Consider the following 25,571-nt stretch of genomic DNA (forward strand, 5'->3'; position numbering starts at 1 on the left):
GTCCCCGCCATATCCGGGCGAATCGAACATGAGTACGATGTCCCCATGTACGTCCCGCCAGAGTGGCCGGCGGAGGTCCGGCCGCCCAGCGTGCCCGACTGGGAGACCTCCGCAGTGGCCTGGCTGCTCGACGCGGTGCCGCCGGACTACCGGGCGTACGAGGTGCTCAGGCGGCATCCGGTGGCGCTGGCCGCGATGGCCCGCCACCACGTCACCTCCGCCGTCGAGGCCGCCCGCGCCGGCTACCGCGCGGCGGCGGTCGACCTCAAGGGTCACCTGCCCCCGCACGCCATCGAGGCGGTGCTCGACACCTACCGGGAGGAGGGGCCGCGGCTGGTGCGGCTGTCGCGCTCGATCGAGGTGGTCGAGCGCGCCCTCAGGGGCGACCTCTTCACCGCCACCATGCGCCGCGGCCGCTGATCAGCGCGTGCGCCGGGCCAGGAAGGTGATCACCCCGATGGCGGCCGCCGCGGCGGCCAGCCAGATGAGGACGTCGGTGACGGTAAGCCCGGCTCCGGAGGAGTCCGCCGGCGCGGCGGCGGACGAGGCGCTCTCCTCGCGCTCCTCGGCCCTGACCGGGCTGGGCGTGGCGGTGACCTGGGCGGTCTCGGGCAGCGGCACCCGGTAGACCGGGCTGTTCGGCCCCTCCGTGCCGGTGAGCAGCGCCTTCCCGTCGGGCGTGTACGCGATCGACTCCGCCTGCTTCAGCTCCGGCATCTCCACCTTGGCGATCGTCTCGCCCGAGGGCTTGTAGAGGGTGGCGGAGAAGTAGGTGCGGACGACGTAGGACGAGCCGTCGGGAGCGTACGCGGCGTCCGTGGCCATGATGGGCGCGTTGCCCGTCTTGCGCAGCACGTTCGTCCGGTCGGCCCGCAGCTTCTTCGGCGCCGCGTAGATCGATCCGGCGAACTCCTTGGACACCACGTAGAGCCGCCCCGTCCGCGGGTTGATCATGATGCCTTCCGCGTTCCGGCCGCCGTCCGCGTAGCGGAAGCGGTAGCGGGTGGCGGGCAGCGTGGCGTCCTGGAGCGTCGCGGGCTCCAGGACCTTGTAGACGGAGACGTTCGGCCACGCACCGTCCAGGTTGTCGCCGATGTCGGCGAACCAGAGCACCCCCCGGCCCGTCGCCGGGTCCTTGGTCGCGGCCATGGCCTCCCAGTCCCGCGCCTCGGCCCCGCGTACCTGGAACGTGCCCAGCGTGCGCCCGCGGCCGTCGGCCGCGTAGAAGGTCGGGGTGGCGGAGCTGTCGTTGTGCGTGTAGTAGACGCCCTCGTGCGTCGGCGACACGGCCAGCCCGCTCGACTCCGTGATCTGCGGATCCTTGAAGGTGAACAACCGCTCCGCGCCGTCGTCGCCCGCCGCGCGGGCGGGAGCGGCAGGCAGCAGGAAAACGGCCGCCATGACGGCGAGCACCCTGGTCACGAAGTCCCCCACGCCGCCATCATGCCCCACACGCAGCCACGATGCTCCCGGACCTCCGACGCCACCGCCCTGGCCCACGTTGCCAGCGGGTGAAAGGAGAGGCATGTCCCTTCCGGGCTTCTGACGCCGCGTCGGTCTGGCCTGGAGTGCACTCCAGGTCTTTAGGGTTGAGTCATGGACTACGTCAATCTCGGACGCAGCGGGCTCCTCGTGAGCCCGCTCTGCCTCGGCACCATGAACTTCGGCCCGCGGACCACGGAGGAAGACTCTTTCGCGATCATGGACCGGGCCCATGAGCTGGGCCTGAACTTCTTCGACACCGCCAACGTCTACGGCGGGAAGAAGGGCGAGGGCGTCACGGAGAACATCCTCGGCCGGTGGTTCGCCCAGGGCGGCGGCCGCCGGGAGAGGACGGTCATCGCGACCAAGGTCTACGGCGACATGGGTGACTGGCCCAACGAGCGGCGGGTGTCCGCCCTCAACATCCGCAGGGCCTGCGACGCCTCGCTGAAGCGGATGCAGACCGACTACATCGACGTCTACCAGGCTCACCACATCGACCGGGGCACCCCGTTCGAGGAGTTCTGGGAGGCCATGGAGGTCCTGCGGCAGCAGGGCAAGATCATTTACGTGGGCTCGTCGAACTTCGCGGGCTGGCACATCGCCAAGGCCCAGGAGACCGCGGCCCGGCGCAACTTCACCGGCCTCGTCAGCGAGCAGACCCACTACAACCTGCTCACGCGCGCTCCCGAGCTCGAGGTGCTGCCCGCCTGCGAGGACTACGGCCTCGGCGTGATCCCGTGGAGCCCGCTGGCCGGCGGCCTGCTCGGCGGCGTGCTGCGCAAGATCGACAAGGGTCGCTCGGCCGCCGAGAACATGGTCAAGGAGCTCGACAGGCACCGCGACAAGATCGAGCAGTACGAGAAGTTCTGCGACGGCCTCGGCGAGGACCCGGCGAACGTGGCGCTGGCCTGGCTGCTCAAGCAGCGGGCGGTCGTCGCGCCGATCATCGGTCCGCGCACGATGGAACAGCTCGAAGGCAGCCTGCGCGCCCTGGAGATCGACCTGGACGCGGACGCGCTGGCCCGCCTCGACGAGATCTTCCCGGGCCACCGCACCGCCCCGGAGGACTACGCCTGGTGACCGACGGCCCCGGACGGAGGGGCCCATGGTGAGCAGGGCACTGGACGACGAGCTCGTGGTGAGCAGGGCGCCGGCGGGAAAGCTCAGGTGAGCAGCGCGCCGACGATCACGATCAGCAGGAGCAGGCCGAGCACGATGGGCAGCAGCCAGGGGCGAGGACGATCCACGACGTGGAGCCTAGCCCTGCTCGGCGGGTGCCAGCGCCCATTCGGCGAGTGACTCGTACCTCACCTGCGGGCCGGTGTGGCTGCGGACGAGACGGACGCTCTCCGCCCGCCACGGCGAGCCGCTGAATTCGGACAGCGACTCGACCAGCGGGCGGAGATCCGTCTCCACCTTGGCGCGGGCCAGGGTGAGGTGCGGATGGAAGCGCTTCTCGTCCGTCTGCGCGGCCCCCGCCCGGCGGGCGCCCGCTTTGACGGAGTCGGCGAGCCTGGTCATGGAGTCGCCGGTGACGCCCACCCAGAAGACGCGCGCCCGGCGTACGGAGGAGAACGCTCCGAAGCCGTCGAAGGCCAGGTCCAGGACCGGGTAGCGGTGTACGGCGCGGGCCACCCGCACCTCCAGCTCGGGCAGCACCTGCTCGGGCACCTCACCGAAGAAACCCAGCGTGATGTGCCAGGTGGCGCGATCGGGCCAGCGCAGGCCCGGCACCTGCCCGACGTGCGGTGCGATGGCACGCGAGATCTCGTCCAGCACCTCGTCGGGCGGCACCAGGGCCGCGAAGAGCCTCATGCCACCCGATTCTGCCCCCGGCCGTCGCCGGCCCGCACACCGGCTCGCCCCGCCGCGTGCCGACTCATGCCACGGCGAGCGTCGGCCTGGCCACCCGCGAGCTGATCAGCCGCGTCATGAGCACCGCCAGTCCCGTACCGGCCAGGACCAGCACGCCGGACAGGATCACGCCCGCCCGGGGCCCGCCCAGCTCGGACAGCCACCCGATCAGCGGCGCCCCGAGCGGCGCCCCGCCGGTGAACACCAGCATGTAGATCCCCATGACCCGCCCTCGCATCTCGGGGGACGTGGCGATCTGGACGCTGGCGTTGGCGGCCGTGTTGATCGTGATCAGCGCGATCCCGGTCGGGATCAGCAGCACCAGGTACACGGGGTAGAACGGCGCCACCCCGGTCGCGATCTGGAACAGCCCGAACCCGATCGCCCCCGCGAACAGCACCTTCCGCGACAGCCGCGCCCGGCGCGCGGCCAGCAGCGCGCCACCGAGCGCTCCCACCGCGAACATGCTGGAGGCCAGCCCGAACGAGGACGCTCCGGCCCCGAACTCCTCGCGGGCCATGAGCGCGATCGACATCGAGAACGACTGCGAGAACATCGACACGAACCCGATCAGCAGCACCGGCATGAGCAGTTCCTCGCGCTGGAGCACGTAGCGCAGGCCCTCGCGGAGCTGACCCTTGGCCCTGGGCACGGGCTCGGCGGGGTTCAGCTCGGACTTGCGCATGAAGATCAGGCTGGAGATCACGGCGCCGAAGGTCAGCGCGTTGATCAGGAAGATCGGTCCGGTGCCGCCCAGCACGTAGATCAGCACGCCGGCGAGCGCCGGGCCGACCACGCGGGCCAGGTTGAAGATGGAGCTGTTCAGCGCGATCGCGTTCGGCAGGTCCTGGCGGCCGACCATCTCGACCACGAACGCCTGCCGCGTCGGCACCTCGACGCACGAGATCATGCCGAGCAGGAACGCCATCACGTACACGTGCCACACCTGGGCGGAGCCCGTCATCGTGAGCACGCCGATGGTCAGGGCCAGCGTGGCCATGAGGATCTGGGCGCCGATGAGAATGGGGCGCTTGGGGTAACGGTCGGCGAGCACGCCGCCGAACATCCCGAACAGCAGCATCGGCAGGAACTGCAGGGCGGTCGCCGTTCCCAGCGCCGCCGCGCTGCCGTGGGTGAGGTCGAGCACCAGCCAGTCCTGGGCGGTGCGCTGCAGCCAGGTGCCGACGTTGGAGACGGTGCCACCGGCCGCGAACATGCGGTAGTTGTGAACCCTGAGAGACCGGAACATCCCGGTCTTGGGTTCTTCAGGCTCTATATCTTGCTGAGCTTCTCCAGGATCGGCGCCGCCTGCCTGAGGATCGACCTCTCCTCCGGCGACAGCTCCTTCAAGCGTTGCGCCAGCCACGCTTCCTTGCGGCGTCGTTCCTCCTTCAGCAACTTCTCGGCGGCCTCGGTCACCGAGACGGTCACCTGTCGCCGGTCGGTCGGATGCGGGGTGCGGGCGACCAGGCCGCGTTCCTCGAGCGCGGCGATCACGCGGGTCATCGAGGGTGGTTGCACCTTCTCGAGCTCGGCCAATTCGCCGGGGGTTATCCCGGAATGCCGTTCCACCGCGGTGAGCGTCGCGAACTGCGTGGCCGTCAGTTGATGCGCTGCCGCCTGTCGTCGTAGGCGTCGGTTCAGCCTTGCCAGGGACACGCGCAGGGCTGAAGCCAGACCTGCGTCGCTGCGCAGGTTCGTCTTGGGCTGGGTTTTGGTTAGCATGAGTCATTACCTTTGCTAACTATACGGCAAGACAAGATATTTCCCGACATGAGGGACATCTCACCTCTTGATACCCCGAAGCCGCCCCGCGTGCGCAGGACGGCTCCGACGTAGGGACGTAGATCTGACACTCAGCCCGCGAGCAGCGCCCTGATGGGGCCGATCGCGAAGTAGAGGGTGAACAGGGCGGCGACACCCCACAGCAGCGGGTGGATCTGCCGCCTCTTGCCGCACACCACCTTGATCAGCACGTAGCTGATGAAGCCGACGCCGATGCCGTTCGAGATCGAGTACGTGAACGGCATGATCACGACGGTGAGGAAGGCCGGGATGGCGATCTCGAAGTCGTTCCAGTCGATGTCGCGGATCGCGGTCATCATCAGGAAGCCCACCAGCACCAGCGCGGGAGCGGCGGCCTCGTAGGGCACGATCTGGACCAGCGGCGCGAAGAAGACGGCCACCAGGAACAGCAGGCCCGTGACCACGCTGGCGAGGCCAGTGCGAGCGCCCTCGCCGACGCCGGCCGCCGACTCGATGTAGGTGGTGTTCGAGGAGACCGAGCCCGCGCCGCCGGCCGCCGCGCCGATCGAGTCGACGAGCAGGATCTGCTTGGTACGCGGCAACATCCCGTCCTCACCCACCAGGTCCGCCTGGCGGCCGACGCCCACGATGGTGCCCATGGTGTCGAAGAAGTCAGTGATGAGCAGGGTGAACACGAGCAGCGCGGCCAGCAGCACGTCGACGCGGATGAACCCGCCGAAGGGGTCGAACTCGGTGAAGAGCAGGAGGGGGTTGTTGAAGCCGAAGATCTGCTCGGGGAGGCTGGGCAGGTTGAGCTGCCAGCCGCCCGGGTTCTCGGGCGAGAAGTTCCCCGCCTTGGCGAGCAGCTCGACGATGATCGCCAGGATCGTGGTGCCGACGATGCCGATGAGGATCGCGCCCCGGACCTTCCGCGCCACCATCGCGGCCGTGGCGAGCAAGCCGACGATGAAGACGAAGATCGGCCAGGAGGTGAGGTTGCCGCCGATGCCCAGCTCCAGCGGCGTGCCCACCGCCTTCCGCACGAAACCGGCGTCCACGAACCCGATCAGCGCGATGAACAGGCCGATGCCCACGCTGATCGCGGTCTTGAGCTGGGCCGGGATGGCGTGGAAGATCGCCGTCCTGAGCCCGGTCAGCACCAGGAGGGCGATGATGACGCCTTCGAGGAAGACCAGGCCCATGGCCTCCTCCCAGGTCATCACACTGGCGATGCTGAAGGTGACGAAGGCGTTCAGGCCCAGCCCGGCCGCCATCGCGAAGGGCACCTTGCCGATGACCCCCATGAGGATCGTCAGCACACCCGCCACGAAGGCCGTGCCCGCCGCCACCAGCGCGACGTTGGGCGTCGTGCCGTCGCCGATGACCTGCCCGTCCACGTCCTTGCCGTTGGCGATGATGATCGGGTTCAGCACCACGATGTAGGCCATGGTGAAGAACGTGGCCAAACCTCCCCGTACCTCACGGGAGATTGTCGATCCGCGTGCGGAGATTGCGAAGAAACGATCTATTGCGTTACGCGTGTCACTCACGACGCGAAGAGTGACAGTCGTGGTGAACTGCGAAAAGAGCCAGTGATGAGATCGAGACCCGATTGGAAGCTAGGCTGGACACGTGGACAAGCAGTGGCATCCCAACCCGGAGCCGATCGAGACCAACGACACCGCGGCCATCGCCGTCGGCACGGCCGCGTGGGCGGTCGCGCTGGTCGCCCTGCTGATCTTCCGTCCCGAGCCCGAGAACACGTGGTGGATCTGGACCTGCCTGACCGGGGTGTGCTTCGGCTTCTTCGGCATGTGGTTCGTCCGGCGGCCCCGGCACGACTGACAGGCGTCCCTCGCCGGAGCTGACATTCGTCATCTCCGGCCGCTCGTCGAAGTCACCCGGAAGTGGTGTTTTCGCCCACTACATCAGCACACACCCGCCAAATCATGCTTGTCAGCATGAAGAAGCCCATAGTGACACTCCTCCTGGGAGCGGCGTTCCTCACGGCTTGCGCCGCCGAGCCCTCCGCGCCCGCCGGTGAGAAGGCGGCGGGAGCGGGGGCGGTGGCCTGGGGCAAGTGCACCGATCTCGTCGGCCCCGACGGCAAGCAGCTCACCCCCGGCCCCGGCGTCGAATGCGGCACCCTCCAGGTCCCCCTCGACCACGCCAGGCCGGACGGCGACAAGATCGGCCTCGCGCTCATCCGCGTCAAGGCCAGTGGTGACCGCCTCGGCTCGCTCGTCTTCAACTTCGGCGGCCCCGGCGGCTCCGGCGTGGACACCCTGGCCGTGGCCGCCACGACGTTCGGCAAGCTGGGCAGCCGCTACGACCTGGTCAGCTTCGACCCGCGCGGCGTCGACCGCAGCTCCGGCGTCAAGTGCGGCGGCGAGATCGGCAAGCTCCTCTCCGCCGGAGCGGACGCCGACCAGGACAAGCTGGCCAAGGAGTTCGCGGCGGCCTGCCAGAAGGACTCGGGCAAGGTCCTGCCGCACGTCGGCACCGTGAACGCGGCCAAGGACCTCGACCTCCTCAGGAGCGCGCTCGGCGACCGGCAGCTCAACTACTTCGGCTTCTCGTACGGGACCCACCTCGGCGCCGTCTACGCCACCCACTTCCCCAAGAACGTCGGCCGCTTCGTCCTCGACGGCGGCTTCGACCCGACGGTGACGTTCGAGGAGCGGGTGCTCACCCAGGCCACGGGCTTCGACGGGGCGTTCGAGGCGTTCGCCGAGGACTGCGTGGCGCAGAGCTGCGAGCTGGGCGCCGACCCGGCCGCCGTGGAGAAGACGGTCGAGGACCTGCTCGACGGGCTCAAGACCAAGCCGATCAAGGTGGGGGACCGCGAGCTCACGTACGGGCTGGGGCAACTGGCCGTCATCACCCCGCTGTACGCCAAGCAGACCTGGCCGATGCTGGAGCAGGCGGTCGCCGCCGCGCGCAAGGGCAACGCCACCGTGCTGCTCGCCCTGGCCGACGCCTACACCGGGCGCCGGGCGAACGGGACATACACCACGATGATGACCAGCCTGGCGGCCATCAACTGCGCCGACACCACCGAACGCCCGACCGCCGCGCAGGCCGCCGCGATCGACGAGAAGGTACGGAAGATCTTCCCGATCCTGTCGGGCGAAGCCTCGATCGGCGCATGCGCGCACTGGCCGGCCCGGGGGGACAACGCGGCCAAGCGCATCGACGCCACGGGCTCGGGCCCCATCGTGGTGATCGGCGGCAAGGGTGACCCGGCGACGCCGTACCAGTGGTCCACGAGACTGACGGAGCAGCTCAAGACGGGCGTCCTGGTCACCTACGAGGGCGAGGGCCATGGCGCGTACCTGAGCGGCAACGAGTGCGTCACGACGACGGTGGAGTCGTACGTGCTGGAGGGCAAGCTCCCCGCCAAGGGCACCAGCTGCCCCGCCTGACGGGAGGCTCGGGGAGGCTCTGCGGGGGCGCCTCCCCGATCGGAGCCCGCTCAGGACGGGTGGCGGGCGGCCGAGCGGGCACGGAAGGCCGCCGCCTTCGTCCGGCTCTGGCAGGACCGGGAGCAGAACTGCCGCACCGCGTTGCGTGAGGCGTCCACGTACACGCGGTCGCACCGCCTGGCCTGACAGACGCCCAGACGCCCGCCGAGGTCGCTGCCGATGGCCAGCGTCAGCGCGGAGGCGATGCCCGCGCTCCACCCCACCGCGAGGGTGTCGTCGGCGCCGTGGAAGTGCACCTGCCACGGCTCCCCTGGAGCCCGGTTGAGCTGCGGCCGCGCACCGGTGCTGATGACGAGCGCGTTGACGACGGCGGCCGCCTCGTCGTCCTGCCCGGCCTCCATGGCCTCGAAGACCCGCCGGACCTTCAGCGTGGTCCCGGTCAGGTACAGGGCCTCCTCCATCGAGACCGTCGCCTCGCCCGGCAGCACACCGACGATCGCGGCCGGCAGCCCTTCACCCGTCGGCGCCACATAGGGCTTGCCACCCTCGTCGCCGTCGGTCAGCACGTTCACGAGCGATACCGCGGTGTCCAGCAGAATCGCTACGTGACTATCGAACATCACTTGACTGGTCACTCCTAAGGCCTTACGGTCCTCCATGACCGACGTTAGCAGTTTCATCAGTCACTTGGAGGGTGAACGTGCGGATCGCCGGCCGTGCGGAGCGGTTGCCACGCACCGTCTGGTGGCTCGTCCTGGCGCGGGGCGTCAACCGGCTGGGGGCCTTCTCCCTCGGGTTCCTCACCGTCCTGATCAGCACCGAGTTCGGGGCGGGCGCCGTCACCGCCGGCCTGGTCTCCGCCGCCTTCGGCCTGGCCACCATCCCCTCGCGCCTCCTGGGCGGTTTCCTGGCCGACCGGCTCGGCCGGCGCCGGACGATCGTCGCCGGGCTGGCCGGATGCGCTCTGGCGCAGGCGGGCATCGCGGCCTCCGGCTCCGTGGCGATGCTCGCGGTGTTCGCCGTCCTGCTCGGGCTGGTCTTCGAGATCTACGAGCCGCCGTCCCAGGCGATGATCGCGGACGCCGTACGTCCCGCGCAGCAGGCCCAGGCGTTCAGCCTGTTCAACACGGCCCTGGCGGTGGGCGGCATGGGCGCCGGCCTGATCGCCGCCGGGCTGGGACGCTGGGACCTGCGCTGGCTGTTCGTCGTGGACGCCGTCACCTGCGTGGCCTGCGCGATCGTGGTACGCCTCGTCCTGCCCGCCGACCACCCCACCAGACACCAACCCGCCAGCCTGCCCTCCCCCACACCCCGGACCACCCCTCCGCCCCACCCCGACGACCCGCCCGGCCCCAAGGCCCCGCCCCGCACCGACGCCGCGCCCCACAACGAGGGCCCACCCCACGCTGGCGGCCCGCCCCACCCGCAAGGGCAGCCCCACGTTGACGACCCGCCCCACACCGGCTCCGCGCCCCACACCGAGGGCCCGTTCCAGGTCGAGGGCCCGGCGGTCGCCGGCGGGTCGGCGTGGCGCGACCGCTCGCTCCTCGTGCTGCTCGTCTCCGGCACCCTCCTGGCCCTGATCTACATGCAGGTCATGATGGCGCTGCCGCTCGCGCTGGTGCGGCGCGGCCTGCCGGCCGCCGACGCCGGGCTCCTGTCCACCGTCTCCGCCGTCGTGATGGTGCTCTGCCAGCCGCTGCTGAGGTGGACGGCGCCGCTGTCCCACCACGCCGCCATGGTCGCCGGCTACCTGCTGCTCGCCACCGGCCTGGCCGGGTACGCCGTGGCGGGCGGGCTGCCGGGGCACCTCGCCGCCACGGTCGTGTGGAGCGCCGGCGACCTGCTGATGTTCGGACGCAGCTACGCCATGGTGGTCAGCATCGCCCCCGAGGACTCCCGGGGACGATACCTGTCGATCTTCGGCACCTCGTGGGGCTTCGCCACCGTCCTGGCGCCCCTCTCCAGCACGCAACTCCTCGAACACGCCGGCCCGGCCGGGCTGTGGGGCGGCCTGGCCCTCATGTGCCTGCTGCTGGCCGCCGCGCAGCTCACGGTGGTCAGGCCCCTGCTCCGGCGGCAGGCCGCCCGCTCAGGAGCGCCCGGTCTCGTGACCAGGTGATCCGGCGGGGCTCAGGACAGGTCGGCCTCCGCGAGCAGCAGCGGCACCGCTCCCGGGTCGCGCAGCAGGGCGGCCACCGCGAGCCGGTCGTTCCACTGCCCCGTCGCCCAGGCCAGCCCCCTGGCCAGCCCGTCGACCCCAGTGCAGTGCACGGCCCCCTCGAAGAACCGCCACGCGCACTCCACGCCGTCCACCAGCAGCTTCTCGTGCTCCACATACGTCTCGGGCGCGGTGGGCAGCAGCGACCGCACCTCGGCGGGCACCTCCCGCCGGACCCCTTCGGAGGTGACCTCCCCCGAGGTGAGCTCACCGGCGAGCGGCAGGTCGAGCAGCTCGGACAGCGACTCCGCCAGATCGTACGGCGCCAGCACCAGCGGCCGCTCCGTGACCAGCTGCAGCAGGTCGGGCGCCTCCACCACCACGGCGTCCTCGGCCGAGGCCACCACGATCGAGCCCTCCAGCACCGCCCGCACCCGGGACGGCGGCGCGACACGCGAGGGGTCGACGGCGGCCAGCGCGATCCACAGGGCACGCAGCTGGGCCCGGTCCACCTCGACGGACTCGTCGGCCATCAGGTCGAGGAGCTCCTCGGGCCCGCCGTGGGAGGCCAGCAGCTCGGCCAGCGTCGTGCGGACCCCGAGCATCGACAGCGCCGCCTCGTCGAGCCCGGCGGGGGCGTCGGCGTAGAGGCCCTGCAGCAGCGGGTCGGCCCCCGGGAGCCGCAGCTCCAGCGGCTTGCGCCCGCCCAGCACCGGATGGTTGGCCAGCCACCACGCCGTGTAGGAGGGCACCTCCACGCCCTCCACGCGCAGCGGGTGGAGGGCGGCCCGCAACGGCGGCCTGGTCAGCAGCTCGAGCGCGCCCGGCCAGTCGGCCACCAGCTCCAGGTCCCGCACCGCCAGGAACTCCGGCACCAGCGGCGGCACGTCCAGCTCGGGCAGCAGGTCGAGCACGTGGTCGAGCCACTCGCCCTCGCCGTCGAGGTCGTGGTCGCAGTCGTCGGGGTCGAGCAGCACGTCGGGCTCGTGCACCACCGCGAACCCGTCGAGCACCCCGGCGGCCGCCAGCACCCGCGAGCCGTAGGTCTCCTCCAGTTCCGGCGCGGCCACCCCGAGGTGGGTGTCCGGCTCCAGCAGGCTCGCCAGCGCGCCCTCGGCCAGCATGAGCTCGCCGGCCGGGTAGAGCTCGCCGTCGCTGCCGCGCAGGGCCAGCTCGGCCAGCCACGGCGCCTCGCCGGGCACCAGCCCGGACGCATCCACGAGGGACAGCACGGCCCGCGCCACCGGCTCCGGGTCGGGGTTGTCGAGCGACTGCGCGACGGCGGCCTTGGTCAGCGGGTCGTCGAGGACCGTCCTGGGCGTGGCCTCGGCGGCGCCCAGCCGCAGCAGCGCCGGGTGGGCCGCGTCCGGGTGCACGATGCGCAGCCCGAGCGGCGTCAGGTCGAGGTCGGCGCCCCCGTCGGACAGGATGAGCGTGCCGCGCGGCCCCCGGACCACCCGCCCGTCGGCCAGCGGCACCGGCAGCGCGCCCAGCGACTCGGGGTCGTCGCCCGGCAGCACCTCGTAGAGCGCGCGCCACCACGACGGCTCGCGCGCCTCGACGGCCTCGCCCGACAGCAGGTCGACGATGTCGGCCAGCTCGACCCGGCGCACCCCGAGGGCGGCCATGGCCGCGTGGCGGGCTGGCCAGCCGGCCGGCAGCAGCCCCGGCACGAAGTCGGCGACGATCGCGAGCAGCTCCGCCGAGGCCGATGCCACGACGGCGGCCTCGCGGCCGGTCACCACCCAGCCGTCGCCCTCGGGCTCGGGCGCGGGGTGCTCGACCCGCCACTCGGCGTCGGGCTCGTAGACCCGCGCCTCGGCGAACGACGGGGTCTGCACGGCGGGAGCCGGCGCCGACAGCGCGGGCAGCAGCGGCGTGCCGGGCAGGCGGTCGAGCACGGCCCGGCGGATGCGGGCGTCGAGCTCGCCCTTGCCCATGAGGGTGGGCACCAGGTCGAGCAGCTTGGAGGTGCGGGGCAGCTCCCGCAGCAGGCGTACGTAGGCGTCGGCGACCCGCTCGACCATGAAGTCGGCCAGCGGCCCCTTGGCCACGTGGCGCCGGTCGGTGGCCATCGGGAACGACGCGATCAGCAGCGCGGGCAGGCCGATGGGCTCGTCGCTGGGCGTCGGGGCGTGCGCCACGGGCGGCACGGTGGCGGGGAGCGCGCCCGGCTCGCCGGTGCCGGTGACGGGCACCGCCCAGCGCAGCGACCAGTAGGGGCGGGCACGCTCCTCGGTGGGCCGGTCGGCGAAGAGCCTCCCCACCTCCTCGGGGGTGAACTCGCCGGAGTCCGACACCACGTGCCAGCCGTCGGCCACGACCGTGCGCACGGACCCGTCGAGCTCGATCTCGATGCTCTCCAGCGCGGGCAGGCCGAGCAGCAGCGCCGGGCTGGTCTCGGTGAGCATGCGCCGGACCACGTCGACGGACGCCTGGTCGCGCAGCGGCAGGCGGACAAGGGTGTCGAAACCCTCGGGGATGTCGACGAGGGGCGGCTCGTCAAAGGGGAGCCTGAGCAGCGGCACGTGACCGCCGCGGTCGGCGAGCTCGCCCGCGAGCGCGGGGATCTCGGCGACGAGGGCCGCGGTCTCGGTGCGGGACCAGCGGACCGCGCCCGCACCGCGCGAGCCGATGGAGGGCGCGCCGCAGACGGACACGACCGCCGCGAACCCGACGCCGAACCTGCCCGCCGCGCCGGCCTCGTCGCGCTTGCCGGAGGCGCGCAGCGTGGACAGGCTCTCCACGCCGGTGGCGTCGAGCGGGGCGCCGGTGTTGGCGGCCGTCAGCACGTCGCCCCGCAGCGTCAGCCGCAGCAACCCTGGCACGCCCGCCCGCAGCGCCGCGTCGGCGGCGTTCTGGGCCAGCTCGACGATCAGCCGATCGCGGTAGCCGCCGAGCGCGAAGTCCTCCTCCGCGTTGGCGTCTTCGCGGAACCGGGCGGGCGAGGCCGTCCAAGCGGAGAGGACGGCTGCTCGCATCCGGTCAGTGCCGTAGGTGTCGCTCATCGATCACGATCCTGGTTGAGGGTAGGGGGCCACCGTAGGGTAGCGGCCGGAACCGACACTCTCGATCAGGAATGGCCGAGCTCCTCGGAGGCGGCTTCGTCGACCGATCCGGCCTCCTCCTCCATGAGGTCGTAGCCCATGTCGTCGAGGATCGGGATGGCCTGCTCCACGGGCGGCGGCAGCACCGCGGCCTCGGAATGAGCGCCGCAGCCGTGGTCGGCGGCCACGACCTTGCCGTCGTCCGGGGCGTACTCGTTGGCGCAGACCCCGAACGACAGCCGGAGCTCACCCGAGAGCAACCAGTAGAAGCCGCAGGTGGAGCACTGCGCGGGAGCGGCGTGTGCGATCGGAGTGTGCGGCCCGTGCTCGCCCGCGTGCCAGCGTCTGGCAGCCTGGTCTCTGCCGATGGCCGAGAGCACACGGGCTCGGCCCAGGCCGTACTCGAAAACCATCTGTCTGTCGGTGTCGTCGTCGGTCTCGGTGAAACCCGGCGCGAGCCTGTCGTCGTCGTCAGGGGTCGGCAGCAGGTCGCCCACACCGAGGTCGCCCGGACGCAGGCGCTCGCTCCACGGCAGCCACTCCGGCGCCAGCAGTGCCCCGGTGCCGGGCAGCAGGACGGCCTCGCTGACCGTGACCTTCTTCGCGCGCGAGGCGCGCGTGACGGTGACGGCCCAGCGCCAGCCGCGATAAGCCCGGTCGAGGCAGGCGAAGTAGTGGGTGACGATCCGGTCGCCCTCGCTCTCGTAACCGAGGTGCTCGCCGGGCTCGCCCGGCCGCGCAAGCTCCTCGGCCGCGGCGCGCGCCAGATCGACCGCGGCGACACAGGCCTGGTCGGGAGCGGAGACGCGGGCCCTGGTGCGGCTCATCGGGGCGCCTCCGCCGAAAGGTGCTGTTCGCTCACACTTCATTCTCACCCATCCCGGGACCTGCGGGGGCCCACAACCGCAGATCCCGCACTGAGATCGCACGCGGATCGGGTAAGACTGGTAGTCGTGGAGGGTGGCTGGGAGCGGGCTCGCGAGATCTCGCGGCGGATGGCGCGTGGCGCCGCCGACGCGGGACGCGCCACCGTGCGCGCGAGCAGGGCCACCGCGAGCGGCACCGCGCGGGCCGGCAAAGCCACCGCCAAGGGAGCCAGAAAAGTCGGCAGGGCCACGCGGCGGCTGACGTACGCCAACGGCGCCGGCCGCACCGGGCTCGGCCGGCTGATCGAGCTGTCGGCGGGCAACAGCGCCAGTGACGCGCTCGTCACGGTGGCGCTGGCGAGCACCGTGTTCTTCGGCGTGCCGGTGGGCGAGGCCCGCGGTTCCGTCGCCCTCTACCTGGTCATCACGATGTTGCCGTTCGCGCTGCTGGCGCCGTTCGTGGGGCCGATACTCGACCGGCTCCGGTCGGGCCGCCGCTACGTGATGGCGGGCACGCTGTTCGGCCGGGGCCTGCTGTGCTTCGCGATGGCCGCGGCCGTGGGGCCCGGCGACCTGCCGACGCTGTTCATCGGGGCGCTGGGCGTGCTGGTGCTGTCGAAGGCGTACAACGTGTCGCGGGCGGCGATCATGCCGAACGTGCTGCCCGCCGACATCACGCTGGTGTCGGCGAACGCGCGGGTGGCGCTGTTCACGCTGGTCTCGGCCGGGGTGGCGGTGCCGCTCGGCGCGGGCCTGACCGCGTGGCTGGGCCCGGCGGCGGTGCTGCGCATCGCGATGCTGGCCTTCCTGCTGCTCGGCGTCGTCGCGGTACGCCTGCCGCGCCACGTCGACTCCCCCGACCTGGAGGAGGAGGGCGCCGCGCCCCGCTGGCGGACCCTGCTCAAGGTGGGCCCGGCGGTGGCCGAGGCCGTCTGGGCGAACGTGGCCGTCCGCGTCTTCTCCGGGTTCCTGCTGTTCTTCCTGCTGTTCCTGGTGCAGGACCAGGCGGTGCCGTGGCTGGCGGTCAAGGAGCCGTGGGCGCAGGAGCCGTTCTTCGACATCCCCAAGACGATCGCGCTGCTCGCGGGCGCGGCCGGGCTGGGCGGCCTGGTCGGCGCCGCGGCCGCGAACTGGACGCGCAACCACGCCCCCCAGCTCATCGTGCTGGTGACGCTGGCCCTGGCCGCGGTGACCGCCATCGCCACCGCGATCTTCTTCGGTGTCTGGACGGCGCTGGCGATCTCCCTGGTCGCGGCCTTCGCCCAGGAGCTGGGCAAGCTGGCGCTCGACGCGATCGTGCAGCGGGAGATCGGCGAGGAGGTGCGCTCGTCCACGTTCGGCGTGGTCGAGGCGGTGCTGCAGCTCGCCTGGGTGTTCGGCGGCCTGGTCGGGCTGGTGCTCTCGCTCACCCAGAGCAGCATCGCCGGGCTGGTGACGGTGTCGGTCGTGCTGACCGCCGCGCTGGTCTGGCTGCTGATCGCCAGGAGGAAGCGCGTACGCGCCACCGCCGAGAAACTGCGCCGCGCACGCGCGGAGGCCGCCGACCAGCCCGGCCCCAACGATCAGGCCGGCCGGACCACCCAGCCCGACCAGCCGGACCACGGGGGCCGCGACGGCCATGCCGACCAGCAGCGGCCGGACAAGCTCGACCCCACCAAGCCGCTCACCAACCCGAACGGCTGACCGCCCGGCTACGCGTCGAGGTCGTCCGCGACGGCCCTGAGCACCTGCGCGATCTTCTTGGCGTGCACCGCGTCCGGGTGCTTGCCCCGCTGGTAGGAGGTCGAGACGTCATCGAGCAGCTTGATCAGGTCTTCGACGATGACGACCATCTCGTCCGGCTTCTTCCGCTTGCCCTTGGGCTTGGGCTTGGCCAGCGTCGGCGGCTGCTCCAGGATCCGGACGGAGAGCGCCTGCTGGCCCCTGCGGCCCTCGGCGACGCCGAACTCGACCTTCTGGCCGGGCTTGAGCGGGCCCGTACCGGGGGGCAGCGCGGATGAATGCACGAAGACCTCACCGCCGTCGTCGCGGGTGAGGAAGCCGAATCCCTTGTCGGCGTCGTACCACTTGACCTTGCCACTCGGCACAGGACGACCTCGTTCAAACAGTCGAAAAGAAGGACGGATGGATGTAGGTTATGCCCCGCGAAGCGCCAGGGCGACCGGGTAAATGCCGGACAATTACCGAAGTTCATCACGCGCACGCCAACCGGCGAACCAGGTGGTGAATTCGGTCAGGTCGCCCAGGGCCACGTCTGCTCCGTGATCACGCAGCTCTCCCACCGTGTAAGGGCCGGTCGCAACTGTCACGCTCACGGCGCCGCCAGCGCGTGCCGCCTCGATGTCCGCGACATGGTCACCAACATAAGCCGCCGCGCCGAAGCGCGCGAGTGCCGATCCCTTCGCGGCCCCGAAAACGGAGCCGACCACTTCGTCCACGGCGAGACCGAGCGCCTCGACGGTGCCGAGCGCGTCCCGGACGTTCTTGCCCGTCACCACGATGACCCGGCCACCGGCCTCGCGTACGGCCTCGATCGCCTCGTACGCACCGGCCATGGCCGTGTGCACCGGAACCCCCAATTCTGGATATATCTCCCGATAGAGGGCAGCGGCCGCCTCGACCTCCTCCGGCGGCAGCCAGTTGGCCAGCTCCAGCTCCAGCGGCGGCCCCAGCCGCCGGACGATAGCCGCGCTGTCAAATGGCACGCCCAATCGAACGGCCAGCTCGTCGTAAACGGCCGCGATGCCCGCCCGAGTGTCAGCCAATGTCATGTCAAGGTCGAATCCCACCGAAGTCACCACATGTGCAGGATGCCAAACCTGCCTCTACCCCGCGTAACCGCCCTTGTTCTGGAAGCATGGGAATGGGAAGAAAGGAATTACTTATCGGAGAGGAGCGGCCGTGACCGACACCCCCAAACCGCCACAGGCCGGAGACCGGCTCGTCGCCTCCTCCGCCCCCACCCGCCCGCACCGCCCGGCCCGTCCCGGCGGGCCTGTGGTGACGACGTGGCAGCGGGTCGTGGCGGCCGTCGCCTACGTGGTGAAGGTGGCAACCAGGGTGGCCGCGCTCTCCCTGGTGCTCTACGCGGTCTTCACGGTGTTCAGGGCCAACCCGGCCAACGTCTGGTACCAGTTCGTCGAATCGCTGGCCGCGTGGCTGTCGCTGGGCCTGGCCAACCTTTTCCAGCTCGCCGACCCGCGCTGGACGGCGCTGGTCAACTACGGTCTGGCCGCCGTCGTGTGGCTGATCATCGGCTCCGCGCTGGCGAGCCTGATCCGGCGCGCTGCTCCTTAGCGACTACTCTCCTTACGGAGGTATCAGCATAGACATGAGCAGATCGACCCGTGAGCGGATCGTCGATGAGGCCCTGAGGCTGTTCGCCGAACGGGGCTACTCCGCCACGTCCGTGGCCGAGATCGAGGCCGCCTCAGGGCTGTCTCCCGGCGCCGGAGGGCTCTACAGGCACTTCAAGTCCAAGTACGAGGTGCTCGCCGCGGCGATCAACGAGCACGCGGCGCGCACGCGGAGCCAGGTGGCCGGCAGCCTGGCCGAGCTGAGCACCATGGAAGCCTCGGTGGACCTGGAGGAGCGCCTGTCCCACGTGTGCCGCGCGGGGCTGGCGAAGGTGCGCGAGGAGTCCGAGCTGACCCGCGTGTTCTTCCGCGACCTGAGCCAGTTCCCCGAGCTCGTCGCGGTCGTCCGCGAGGGGCTGCTGCAGCCCATGTTCGACGCCATCGTGACCTGGTTCCAGGCCCAGCCGGAATACCGCGACGCCAAGCTCGACTGGACGGGCATCGCCGCCGTCCTCGGGGGCTCGGTCGTGCACTACCGGCTGTTCCAGGAGACCGTGGGCGAGCTGCCGGGACACGCGGAGAAGGACCAGTTCGTCACCGCCTGGGTACGCCTGGCGGTCGGCCTGCTCCCCAGCCCCGCGCCGGTCAGCTGACGTCGAGCAGCCGGTAGGCCAGCCAGACCACGCCCAGACCCGTACCGATCATGAACATCGTGCCGCTGACGTCGAAGAACTGCGTGACGAACGCCTGCAGCCCGGCCTCGATCCCCACCCGCAGGCCGCCGACGAGCACCCCGCCCACCGAATAGCCCAGCAGCGGCGCGCCGATCCCGAGGAGCTTGTCGCGCAGGCTCCAGCTCTCGCCGAACAGCACCAGCGCGCCGCCCGCCGCCCACACCACCAGCGGCACCTGGAAGATCGCCAGCGGCGGCAGCCGGAACGGCACCAGCAGCGCCGCCACGATCAGGATCACCATCGCCGCCGTCTCGCGCGGATGCTCCTTCACGATGGTCCTGGCGTCCCGGCCGCCGGTGGCCATCGGGTTGGCACTGGACATGGCCGCCCGGCGCAGCCCCGCGAACGGCAGCCCCCGGCCCTGCCCCTGCTTCTCCAGCCGCTCCTGGGCGATCCTGCGATAGGCGCGCACACCGGGCGGCTCGTCGTGGTCGTCCACGACGGAGGGGAAACGCAGCGTCGACCCCGTGCCCGGTGTCTGCGCCGGCCCTCCGTCCGCCCGCGACACGCCGCTGGTGGCGACACCGCCGAAATCGGCGGCGTCACGCTTCGTCGCGACGCCCGCCTCGGCCAGCCTGCGGACCTCGCGCTCGACGAGGGCGGCCGGATCGCCGAACCGCGCCAGCACCTTCGCCACGTCGCGCGCGTTCTGGCTGCCGCCCCGCTCGGCCTCGATCCTGGCCCGCAGCCGCTTGGCGAAATCCAGCCGCTGGTCGGCCCGGAGCACGCCGTGGGCGGCGTCGGCCGCCTTCGAGACGTAGTTCAGGACGAGCTGGTCCGCACGCTCTATCACGCCTAGCAATGCTGCCCCAATCAGGGGGGACATACCATGGCAACGATGGAGTTCACGGAGTGGATCAGGGGGCGCACCGACGAACAGCTGCGGGCGCTCGTCTCCGCGCGTCCCGAGTTGATCACTCCGGTGCCCGCGCATCTGGAGGGTCTCGCCTCGCGAGCCGGCAGCCCTTCGGCGATCGGCAGGGTGCTGGACAGGCTCGACCGGTTCACGCTGGCCGTCGTCGAGACGCTGGCGGTGCAGGACGGGCCGGTGTCCAAGGACGCCCTGCGCGACCTCGTCGGCGCGGCGCTGGCCGCCGCCGACCCGGAGAACGCGCTGGCGACCGGCGACCAGGACGACCCGCCGGCGACCGGTGGCGCCGATCCGGAGCCCGCGCTCTCCACCGCGCTCGACCGGCTGTGCGACCTGGCGCTGGTCTACGGGCCCGACGACGCGCTGGAGCTGGGCCCGGGTGTGCGCAAGGTGCTCGACGACCCGGCCGGGCTGGGGCCGCGGGCCGTGGACGCGTTCCGGCACCACGCGCCCGAGCAGCTCGACGAGATGGCCGACGACGTCGCCCCCGGCACGGCCGGCACGGGCAAGGAGCGGCTGGCGGCCGCGCTGGCCGCGCCGGCCGCGCTCGTCGAGTCCGTCTCGCCGGAGGCCAGGGGCGCGCTCGACCAGCTCGTCTGGGGCCCGCCGACGGGCCGCGTGCCCAACGCCAGGCGCGAAGTGAGCGTGGCCACGGCCCGCTCCCCCATCGAGGAGCTGCTCGCGCGCGGCCTCCTGGCGGCCACGGGCGAGGAGAGCGTGACGCTGCCCCGCGAGGTGGGCCTCTTCCTGCGCGGCGGCCGGGTGCATCGCGACCTGCTGGCGGTGCCGCCGCCGCTGCACGGGGCCGCGCGCGACCGGGCGCTGGCCGACCGGACGGCGGCCGGGCAGGCGTTCTCGTTCGTCAGGTCCGTCGAGGAGCTGTGCGAGCGGTGGAGCATCGAGCCGCCGGGCGTGCTGCGTACCGGCGGGCTGGGCGTGCGCGACCTGAAGCGGGCCGCGGGCGAGCTGGACCTGCCGGAGTGGGTGGCGGCGCTGGTGGTCGAGGTCGCGCACGCGGCCGGACTGGTCGCGGCCGGCGGCGGCGTCGACGGCGAGTGGCTGCCGACCTCCGGCTACGACCTGTGGCGGGTCAGGGGCACCGCCGACCGGTGGGTGACCCTGGCGGCCACGTGGCTGCACATGGACCGGGTGCCCGGCCTGGTCGGTGATCGCGACGAGCGCGACAGGCCGCTCAACGCCCTGCACACCGACCTGCGCCGCTCCTCCGCGCCCGGGGTCAGGGCGGCCACGCTGGGCGTGCTGGCCGCGGCTCCGGGGCTGGCCCCCGACCGCGACTCCGTGCTGGCGCGGCTGGCGTGGGAGCAGCCGCGCCGCCGGGGGCCGCTGCGCGAGCAGCTCACCGATTTCGCGCTGCGGGAGGCCGAGCAGGTCGGCGTGACGGGGCTGGGCGCGCTGTCGGTGCACGGGCGAGCGCTGATCGAGGGCGGTGACGCGGCAAAGGTGCTCGCGCCGCTGCTGCCGGAGCCGGTCGATCACGTGCTGCTCCAGGCCGACCTCACCGCCGTCGCGCCGGGTCCGCTCACGAGCGAGCTCAACCGCTGGATGACGCTCACCGCCGACGTCGAGTCGAAGGGCGGGGCCACGGTCTACCGGTTCAGCGAGGGCTCGATCAGGCGCGCGCTCGACGCCGGGCACGGTGGCGAGGAGCTGGTCGCGATGCTGGCCCGCCACTCCGCCACGCCGGTGCCGCAGGCGCTGTCCTACCTGGTGACCGACGTGGCCCGGCGGCACGGGCGCATCCGGGTGGGCACCGCCGGCGCGTACATCCGCTGCGACGACCCCGCGCTGCTCGACCAGATCACCGCCGACCGCCGCTCCGCCGCGCTGCGGCTGCGGCGGCTGGCGCCGACCGTGATCGCCTCCCGCTCGTCCAGGGCGGCGCTGGTCGACTCGCTGCGGGCCATGGGGTACGCCCCGGTCGCCGAGTCGCTCGACGGCGACGTGATCATCTCCCAGCTGGAGAGCCGCCGCACCGAGGGGCTGGCGCCGGCCCGCGCCGTGGCCTCGCCCAACGGCCTGGACCCCGAGGTGGCCGCGGCGGCCGTCCGCGCGCTGCGGGCCGGCGACGCGGCGCACCTGGCGCGGCGCGAGCCGGTGGACGCACCCGGCGGCCAGGTGCCGCGCGGGCCCGCCACGGCCACGATCTCGGCCCTGCAGGAGGCCATCAAGCAGGGGGTGCGGGTCTGGATCGGCTATCTCGACTCGCAGGGCAACGCGACCTCACGCATCCTGGAGCCGGCCCGGATGGAGGGCGGCTACCTGACCGCGTACGACGAGACCAGGGCCGCCGTGCACCGCTTCGCACTGCACCGCATCACCGGCGTGGCGGGTCTCTGAGCAGCAGCTCCAGCGACTGCCTGGCCACGGCCGCGGCGGGCCCGCCGGCGGTGGCCAGCCGCCGCAGCAGCCGGGCGGAGTCGGCGGGATAGCGGACCGCCAGCCCGCCGCCCAGCGCCACGGCCGCCGTCGTCGCCCTGACATCGCCGGTATCCGCCGCCCAGACCAGGGCGAGCCTGAGCGCCTCGGGGGCGAGGGTGTCGTCGGCGCACATGTACGACAGGACGTTGGCCGCCGCCACCCGCTCGGCCGCGCTGCCCTGTGCCCAGACCTCGATGAGCTCCTGCCGGGCCTCCTTCGGCGAGTGCCCGGCCAGCAGCGCCACACCCTGCGCGGCCCGCACCTGGACCGCCGGCCCCTGCCCGGGCAGCGACAGCACCCATTCGCGCAACGGCTGCCACAGCGAGAACCCGTAGCGGCCGGCCAGCTCGGCCAGCACCTGCCCGCGCTGGTGCGCCGCGCGGAAGCCGACCAGCCCGCTCTCGCCGCCGATCAGGGGGCCGGTGACCGGTCGGCGGCCGATCTCGTGGCAGAGCTGTTCGAGCCTGGCGAGCTGCCGGTCGAAGGCGGGCTCGGCCAGCCGGTGGGTGAACGCCAGCGCCGCCACGGCGAGCACCTCGCGCATGGGCGGCTTGGTGTCGAACCAGGCCGCCACCTCCTCGCCGTCCGGCTCACCGCCCCGCGCCAGGCGCGCGGCCAGGCGTACGACCTCGGCGGGCGTCGGGAGGGTCGGCGCCAGGTCCCTGGCCCGGGCCAGCACCTCGGGGGTCAGCCCCGCGCGCAGGTCGAACGTGCTCAGGCACAGGTCGAACAGCTCGCCCGGCTCGGGGGCGCTCCACGGGTGCTCCACCTCGACCGCCTGGGAGAGGGCGCCGCTCCTGGTGACGACCAGGTAGGAGCCGAACTCGGCCAGCTTGCGGGCCAGGTTGACCAGCTCGGTGCGGTCGGTGCTGGCCGCGATCCAGTCGTGCAGCAGGTACGCCCGGCCCGGCTCGTACTCGGTGCCCGACAGCAGCTCCCCCGCGGAGGCGGCCGGGGACAGCACGGTGATCGTGCCCTCGGCCAGCGACATGCGCGACAGCAGGGCGAGCGCGCCCGAGCGCCGGCCGCTCTCCTCCGCGCCCACGAGAACCAGCAGGTGCCGCATGGTCAGCCGGCGCACCGCCTCGGGGAAGCAGCCCGGCTCCAGGTACGAGCGCAGCAGCGCGTCGGCCTCCCGCCTGTTGAGCTCTCTGGTGACCGGACCGGCCACGGTCCGCAGATGGTCGCTGACAGCTATGAGGCTCCCTGTGAGCGTTATGTTGTCGAGGTCGATCTCGCCCGGTTCAGGCGTTTCGGTCACGAAGTCACCTCGGGATTTACTCGAAAGTTTTCTACAGAAAATATCGCCGGCCAACGAGTTTCTTCGTTTTACACGGAGGGATTACGGAGTGTCACGACATCGCGCTGACCTGGCTTGATGCCCGATAGCGACATATCGATCACGCCCTCCGCGGCTCTCTGCGGACCCTACGGCCCTTAGATCTCCCACCATTACACGATCTAGGGCAACAAGAAAACACGAATGGCGACAGAGGAAGATTTATGCCTATTTACGGGCTACTAGAACCCCGTCCACAATGACTAGTCAAGACCGGCCGCAGCGCGTCCGGTCTTGACTGCACAACCCCGCACGGATCAGGTTGGGCATGTGACGGAGCAAACGCTGGGCCGGCTGGCCGAAGAGTCATGGAGCCGTTTCGACGACTACGACTCGATGTTCTACGAAGGCGCCTGGCACCGCAGTCACGCGCTCGCCGAGCGGGCGCGCAGGATGTCCGGCGGGTTCGCGGAGGCGGGCATCCGGCCCGGCGACCGGGTGGCCGTCATGATGGCGAACTCGCCCGAGGTGCCGCTCATCTACCAGGCGTTGTGGGCCGCGGGCGCGGTGGTGACGCCGGTGGTGTTCCTGGTGGGGCCGGACGAGCTGCGGCACATCCTGCTCGACAGCGGCGCCGCCGCGATCGTCGCCTCGCCGGAGCTGGCGGACAACGTACGGGCCGCCGGCGTCGAGATCCCGATATATGTGGACACGGCGGAGCTCGAACGGGCGGCCGAACGCGGCCCCGTGACCAGGGACCCCGGCGACCTGGCCGCGCTCATGTACACCGGCGGCACCACCGGCAAGGCCAAGGGCGTCATGCTGAGCCACCGCGGCCTGTCGAAGGTGGCCAAGGACGCCTTCGAGCTGTCCCACCAGGAGGGGAAGAACCGCGCGCTGGTGCCCGTGCCGCTGTCGCACGCGTACGGGCTGATCATCTCGGTCGCCTCCATGCACGCGACCGAGCCCCAGCAGGCCGTCCTGATGCGCTGGTTCGACCCGAAGGCGTTCCTCCAGCTGGCCGCCGAGCAGCGCGTCCAGTACGGCACCGTGGTGCCCGCCATGCTCCAGCTCCTGCTCGCCGAGCCGCTGGAGGCGCACCCCCTGCCCGACCTGGCCTATCTCACCTGCGGCGCGGCGCCGCTCGGCCGGGACGTGCTGGCGGAGTTCGAGCGCCGGATGCCCGGCGTGCAGATCCTCGAGGGCTACGGCCTGACCGAGACCAGCGCGGTCACCACCTTCAACCCGCCGGGCAAGCGGCGGACCGGCAGCGTCGGCCTGCCGCTGGCCGGCTACTCGATCACCATCCGCGACGGCGACGGCGAGGCGATGGAGGTCGGGGACGTCGGTGAGATCTGCGTCTCGGGTGATTCGCTGATGCTCGGCTACTGGGGCGAGCACAGGGCCGACCCCGAGGGCACGGCGCTGGTCGACGGCGAGCTGCGTACCGGGGACATCGGGTGCGTGGACGACGACGGCTACCTCTACATCGTGGACCGGAAGAAGGACCTGATCATCCGCGGCGGCTTCAACGTGTTCCCGCGTGACGTCGAGGACGCGCTCAACCGGCATCCCGACGTCGTGATATCGGGCGTCGTGGGCCGCCCCGATCCCCGTCTCGGGGAGGAGGTCGTGGCGTTCGTGCAGCTCAGGGCCGGCGCGGAGGTGACGGCCGAGGAGCTGATCGAGTGGGCGCGCGATCGGGTGGGCCGGGTGAAATATCCGCGCGAGGTGCGCTTCGTCGACTCCGTGCCGGTGACGAGCGTGCTCAAGCTCGACCGCAAGGCGTTGCGGGAGCGGCTCGGCTGAGCCCTCCGGGGATCTAGGGTGATCTCGTGCACCGGGTCAGGCGCGTCTCAATTCCGTGATAAGTGTTGACGTGTCTGGAGGTGAACATGAGTCAGGAAGATCCGTCGGGGTATCCGTACCAGCCTTATGGCGCCCCCTACGGTGAGCAGCCACCCCCGCAATACGGCTATGGCTACGGCTATCCCCCGCCCCGTCGCGACGAGGGCCCCAACGCCAACGCCATCGTCTCGCTCGTGCTCAACCTCCTCGCGGTCGTCTCGTGCTGCAACGTCCTCGGCATCCCCGGCGCGATCCTGGCCGGCCTCGCGCTCGGCAGGGCGCGCACACAGCCGCAGACCGCCCGCACCATGGTCATCTGGAGCTGGGTCCTGTTCGGGCTGGGCTTCGTGCTGGGCATCGGCGGCTTCATCCTCCTGGGCATCAACGGCGCCTTCGACGACTGAGCAGACGGTCCTGAGGACTAATCCTGGCCCGCCCGTTGTTGGAGACTCGGAGCGGGGGAGCCGGGATCAGGAGACGATGGTCCTGTTGCGCCAGGCCCCCGTCTGAACCCCACGGA

General features: G+C 71.7%; 23 protein-coding genes. 11 read left to right on the plus strand and 12 right to left on the minus strand.

Annotation, left to right across the window (positions count from 1 at the left end; all coding sequences use genetic code 11):
• Window positions 1-45: 45 nt before the first annotated feature.
• Window positions 46-420, plus strand: a complete 375-nt coding sequence (locus tag AB0J69_RS14715) for a hypothetical protein (protein ID WP_364116989.1) — start codon at window positions 46-48, stop codon at window positions 418-420.
• On the opposite strand, the gene AB0J69_RS14720 is transcribed toward AB0J69_RS14715, so the two are convergent.
• Complete coding sequence (locus AB0J69_RS14720; RefSeq protein WP_364116990.1) at window positions 421-1,434, minus strand: hypothetical protein; 1,014 nt, start codon at window positions 1,432-1,434, stop codon at window positions 421-423. It lies immediately after the preceding gene.
• Between the two features lie 162 nt (window positions 1,435-1,596).
• On the opposite strand from AB0J69_RS14720, the gene AB0J69_RS14725 reads away from it, so the two are divergent.
• Complete coding sequence (locus AB0J69_RS14725; protein ID WP_364116992.1) at window positions 1,597-2,565, plus strand: aldo/keto reductase; 969 nt, start codon at window positions 1,597-1,599, stop codon at window positions 2,563-2,565.
• A 177-nt stretch (window positions 2,566-2,742) separates the two neighbouring features.
• Here AB0J69_RS14725 and thpR read toward each other — a convergent pair whose 3' ends face one another.
• The 4 genes from thpR to AB0J69_RS14745 all read right to left on the minus strand — a co-directional run bounded on the left by thpR (window position 2,743) and on the right by AB0J69_RS14745 (window position 6,635).
• A complete protein-coding gene (gene thpR / locus AB0J69_RS14730; protein ID WP_364116994.1) occupies window positions 2,743-3,300 on the minus strand; it encodes an RNA 2',3'-cyclic phosphodiesterase in 558 nt (185 codons plus the stop codon).
• Between the two features lie 64 nt (window positions 3,301-3,364).
• Window positions 3,365-4,588, minus strand: coding sequence for an MFS transporter (locus AB0J69_RS14735; protein WP_364116996.1), 1,224 nt, complete (start codon window positions 4,586-4,588; stop codon window positions 3,365-3,367).
• Window positions 4,589-4,611: 23 nt separating this feature from the next.
• Window positions 4,612-5,064: a MarR family transcriptional regulator gene (locus AB0J69_RS14740; protein ID WP_364116998.1), complete on the minus strand. Its 453-nt coding sequence runs from the start codon at window positions 5,062-5,064 to the stop codon at window positions 4,612-4,614.
• A 131-nt stretch (window positions 5,065-5,195) separates the two neighbouring features.
• A complete protein-coding gene (locus tag AB0J69_RS14745; protein WP_364116999.1) occupies window positions 5,196-6,635 on the minus strand; it encodes an NCS2 family permease in 1,440 nt (479 codons plus the stop codon).
• An 82-nt stretch (window positions 6,636-6,717) separates the two neighbouring features.
• Between AB0J69_RS14745 and AB0J69_RS14750 the strand changes: the two genes are divergently transcribed.
• Together AB0J69_RS14750 and AB0J69_RS14755 are read left to right on the plus strand one after the other, a co-directional pair.
• Window positions 6,718-6,930, plus strand: coding sequence for a DUF2530 domain-containing protein (locus AB0J69_RS14750; RefSeq protein WP_364117001.1), 213 nt, complete (start codon window positions 6,718-6,720; stop codon window positions 6,928-6,930).
• 116 nt (window positions 6,931-7,046) lie between these two features.
• On the plus strand, window positions 7,047-8,510 hold the full coding sequence (locus AB0J69_RS14755; protein ID WP_364117003.1) for an alpha/beta hydrolase: 1,464 nt from the start codon (window positions 7,047-7,049) through the stop codon (window positions 8,508-8,510).
• 50 nt (window positions 8,511-8,560) lie between these two features.
• Here AB0J69_RS14755 and AB0J69_RS14760 read toward each other — a convergent pair whose 3' ends face one another.
• Window positions 8,561-9,082, minus strand: coding sequence for a CGNR zinc finger domain-containing protein (locus AB0J69_RS14760; RefSeq protein WP_364117005.1), 522 nt, complete (start codon window positions 9,080-9,082; stop codon window positions 8,561-8,563).
• A 128-nt stretch (window positions 9,083-9,210) separates the two neighbouring features.
• Between AB0J69_RS14760 and AB0J69_RS14765 the strand changes: the two genes are divergently transcribed.
• Window positions 9,211-10,632 (plus strand): MFS transporter, encoded by a 1,422-nt coding sequence (locus AB0J69_RS14765; protein WP_364117007.1) that lies wholly within the window; start codon window positions 9,211-9,213, stop codon window positions 10,630-10,632.
• An 11-nt stretch (window positions 10,633-10,643) separates the two neighbouring features.
• On the opposite strand, the gene AB0J69_RS14770 is transcribed toward AB0J69_RS14765, so the two are convergent.
• Window positions 10,644-13,679, minus strand: a complete 3,036-nt coding sequence (locus tag AB0J69_RS14770; RefSeq protein WP_364117009.1) for a hypothetical protein — start codon at window positions 13,677-13,679, stop codon at window positions 10,644-10,646.
• A gap of 65 nt (window positions 13,680-13,744) precedes the next feature.
• The gene (locus AB0J69_RS14775; protein ID WP_364117011.1) at window positions 13,745-14,545 is read right to left on the minus strand and encodes a DUF3027 domain-containing protein; all 801 of its coding nucleotides are present in this window, start codon (window positions 14,543-14,545) and stop codon (window positions 13,745-13,747) included.
• 126 nt (window positions 14,546-14,671) lie between these two features.
• Here AB0J69_RS14775 and AB0J69_RS14780 point away from each other — a divergent pair, with 126 nt between their 5' ends.
• Entirely contained in the window at window positions 14,672-16,267 is a 1,596-nt protein-coding gene (locus AB0J69_RS14780; protein WP_364117013.1) for an MFS transporter, read from the plus strand.
• Window positions 16,268-16,275: 8 nt separating this feature from the next.
• Here the strand turns inward: AB0J69_RS14780 and AB0J69_RS14785 are convergent, their stop codons facing one another.
• Window positions 16,276-16,671: a cold-shock protein gene (locus tag AB0J69_RS14785; RefSeq protein ID WP_364117015.1), complete on the minus strand. Its 396-nt coding sequence runs from the start codon at window positions 16,669-16,671 to the stop codon at window positions 16,276-16,278.
• Window positions 16,672-16,764: 93 nt separating this feature from the next.
• Entirely contained in the window at window positions 16,765-17,385 is a 621-nt protein-coding gene (locus AB0J69_RS14790) for an HAD family hydrolase (protein ID WP_364117017.1), read from the minus strand.
• 100 nt (window positions 17,386-17,485) lie between these two features.
• Here AB0J69_RS14790 and AB0J69_RS14795 point away from each other — a divergent pair, with 100 nt between their 5' ends.
• Together AB0J69_RS14795 and AB0J69_RS14800 are read left to right on the plus strand one after the other, a co-directional pair.
• Window positions 17,486-17,881 carry a hypothetical protein gene (locus tag AB0J69_RS14795; RefSeq protein WP_364117019.1) on the plus strand — a complete coding sequence of 132 codons (396 nt, stop codon included), beginning with the start codon at window positions 17,486-17,488 and terminating at the stop codon, window positions 17,879-17,881.
• A gap of 34 nt (window positions 17,882-17,915) precedes the next feature.
• On the plus strand, window positions 17,916-18,533 hold the full coding sequence (locus tag AB0J69_RS14800) for a helix-turn-helix domain-containing protein (RefSeq protein WP_364117021.1): 618 nt from the start codon (window positions 17,916-17,918) through the stop codon (window positions 18,531-18,533).
• On the opposite strand, the gene AB0J69_RS14805 is transcribed toward AB0J69_RS14800, so the two are convergent.
• Window positions 18,526-19,407 (minus strand): hypothetical protein, encoded by an 882-nt coding sequence (locus tag AB0J69_RS14805; RefSeq protein ID WP_364117023.1) that lies wholly within the window; start codon window positions 19,405-19,407, stop codon window positions 18,526-18,528. The two genes, AB0J69_RS14800 and AB0J69_RS14805, sit on opposite strands and share 8 nt — an antisense overlap.
• A gap of 45 nt (window positions 19,408-19,452) precedes the next feature.
• Here AB0J69_RS14805 and AB0J69_RS14810 point away from each other — a divergent pair, with 45 nt between their 5' ends.
• Window positions 19,453-21,843 (plus strand): helicase C-terminal domain-containing protein, encoded by a 2,391-nt coding sequence (locus AB0J69_RS14810; RefSeq protein ID WP_364117025.1) that lies wholly within the window; start codon window positions 19,453-19,455, stop codon window positions 21,841-21,843.
• Here AB0J69_RS14810 and AB0J69_RS14815 read toward each other — a convergent pair.
• The gene (locus AB0J69_RS14815) at window positions 21,821-23,185 is read right to left on the minus strand and encodes a hypothetical protein (protein ID WP_364117027.1); all 1,365 of its coding nucleotides are present in this window, start codon (window positions 23,183-23,185) and stop codon (window positions 21,821-21,823) included. The genes AB0J69_RS14810 and AB0J69_RS14815 overlap by 23 nt on opposite strands.
• A 348-nt stretch (window positions 23,186-23,533) precedes the next feature.
• On the opposite strand from AB0J69_RS14815, the gene AB0J69_RS14820 reads away from it, so the two are divergent.
• Together AB0J69_RS14820 and AB0J69_RS14825 are read left to right on the plus strand one after the other, a co-directional pair.
• A complete protein-coding gene (locus AB0J69_RS14820; protein WP_364117028.1) occupies window positions 23,534-25,012 on the plus strand; it encodes an AMP-binding protein in 1,479 nt (492 codons plus the stop codon).
• An 86-nt stretch (window positions 25,013-25,098) separates the two neighbouring features.
• A complete protein-coding gene (locus tag AB0J69_RS14825) occupies window positions 25,099-25,455 on the plus strand; it encodes a DUF4190 domain-containing protein (protein WP_364117029.1) in 357 nt (118 codons plus the stop codon).
• The last annotated feature ends 116 nt before the right edge of the window (window positions 25,456-25,571 follow it).

The sequence above is a fragment of the Nonomuraea sp. NPDC049709 genome (assembly GCF_040674815.1).
Taxonomy (GTDB): Bacteria; Actinomycetota; Actinomycetes; order Streptosporangiales; family Streptosporangiaceae; genus Nonomuraea.

Coding starts and splice junctions, on each gene's coding strand:
- AB0J69_RS14715 (WP_364116989.1), top strand. CDS start 46: ATGTACGTCCCGCCAGAGTGGCCGGCGGAGGTCCGGCCGCCCAGCGTG.
- AB0J69_RS14725 (WP_364116992.1), top strand. CDS start 1,597: ATGGACTACGTCAATCTCGGACGCAGCGGGCTCCTCGTGAGCCCGCTC.
- thpR (WP_364116994.1), bottom strand. CDS start 3,300: ATGAGGCTCTTCGCGGCCCTGGTGCCGCCCGACGAGGTGCTGGACGAG.
- AB0J69_RS14735 (WP_364116996.1), bottom strand. CDS start 4,588: ATGTTCCGGTCTCTCAGGGTTCACAACTACCGCATGTTCGCGGCCGGT.
- AB0J69_RS14740 (WP_364116998.1), bottom strand. CDS start 5,064: ATGCTAACCAAAACCCAGCCCAAGACGAACCTGCGCAGCGACGCAGGT.
- AB0J69_RS14755 (WP_364117003.1), top strand. CDS start 7,047: ATGAAGAAGCCCATAGTGACACTCCTCCTGGGAGCGGCGTTCCTCACG.
- AB0J69_RS14770 (WP_364117009.1), bottom strand. CDS start 13,679: ATGAGCGACACCTACGGCACTGACCGGATGCGAGCAGCCGTCCTCTCC.
- AB0J69_RS14775 (WP_364117011.1), bottom strand. CDS start 14,545: ATGAGCCGCACCAGGGCCCGCGTCTCCGCTCCCGACCAGGCCTGTGTC.
- AB0J69_RS14800 (WP_364117021.1), top strand. CDS start 17,916: ATGAGCAGATCGACCCGTGAGCGGATCGTCGATGAGGCCCTGAGGCTG.
- AB0J69_RS14810 (WP_364117025.1), top strand. CDS start 19,453: ATGGAGTTCACGGAGTGGATCAGGGGGCGCACCGACGAACAGCTGCGG.
- AB0J69_RS14825 (WP_364117029.1), top strand. CDS start 25,099: ATGAGTCAGGAAGATCCGTCGGGGTATCCGTACCAGCCTTATGGCGCC.